1 protein-coding gene is annotated in these 734 nt (G+C 29.6%); it reads right to left on the reverse strand.

The annotated features are described in order from the left end of the window. Window positions 1–86: 86 nt before the first annotated feature. A partial coding sequence (locus FDW96_RS24970) for a hypothetical protein (protein WP_170974680.1) occupies window positions 87–734 on the reverse strand: 648 nt, incomplete at its 5' end.

Consider the following 734-nt stretch of genomic DNA (forward strand, 5'->3'; position numbering starts at 1 on the left):
ATCATTAAAGTTTTTACTGTATCTTTCATTTTGTTCTCCTCTATTTATAACTCTATTCTATCAAATTGCTTTTACTTTATCAAATATTAACTGTTTTTAACCATAAATAATTTCTCATTTTCTTTTTTGCTTCTTCCACTTTGGAGAGTGCTGCGCGCTTTGTCAAAAGAATATACAGCTTCAAAGCGTTCATCTGAAATTGAATAACTTGAAATTATCACGATGTTATTTTTAGCCATTACAAATGCCCAGTCATAAAATTCTTGACTATCGAATTGATTAATATAACCTTTTTGGTGACTTTCTTCATAAGGTGGGTCAAGATATAGAATAGCTCCAGAAACATCACTAAAAGCGTGATAACTTTTGCTTGTAGCTTTTATTTTATTTAATTTTTGAAGTTGTTGAATTCGTTGAAGTTGTTCAAGTCGTTCAAGTTGTTGAAGTCGTTGAATTTGTTGAAATTGTTTGTACTTTTCAATCGATCTCTTATATGTTTTGGTCTGTTTATAACCACTAAAAACGTCATGCTTTTCAATTATTTCTTTAGCTAGATTATATTTTAAATCTGAAATTTCTTTAGAATATAAATAATCTCTCTTTTTATTACCGAAAGAGTTAATCAGCAACTTCAAAAAGTCATCTGTTGTCTTGTTTTCTTTCTCCTTAATCTCGGTAAACTCTGTACGTGAAACAATAAGGCTTTTAATCCACTCACGGTCTTGAGAGATAAC

It is taken from the genome of Citrobacter sp. TBCS-15, assembly GCF_005280815.1.
In the GTDB taxonomy this organism is placed as follows: Bacteria; Pseudomonadota; Gammaproteobacteria; order Enterobacterales; family Enterobacteriaceae; genus Citrobacter; species Citrobacter werkmanii.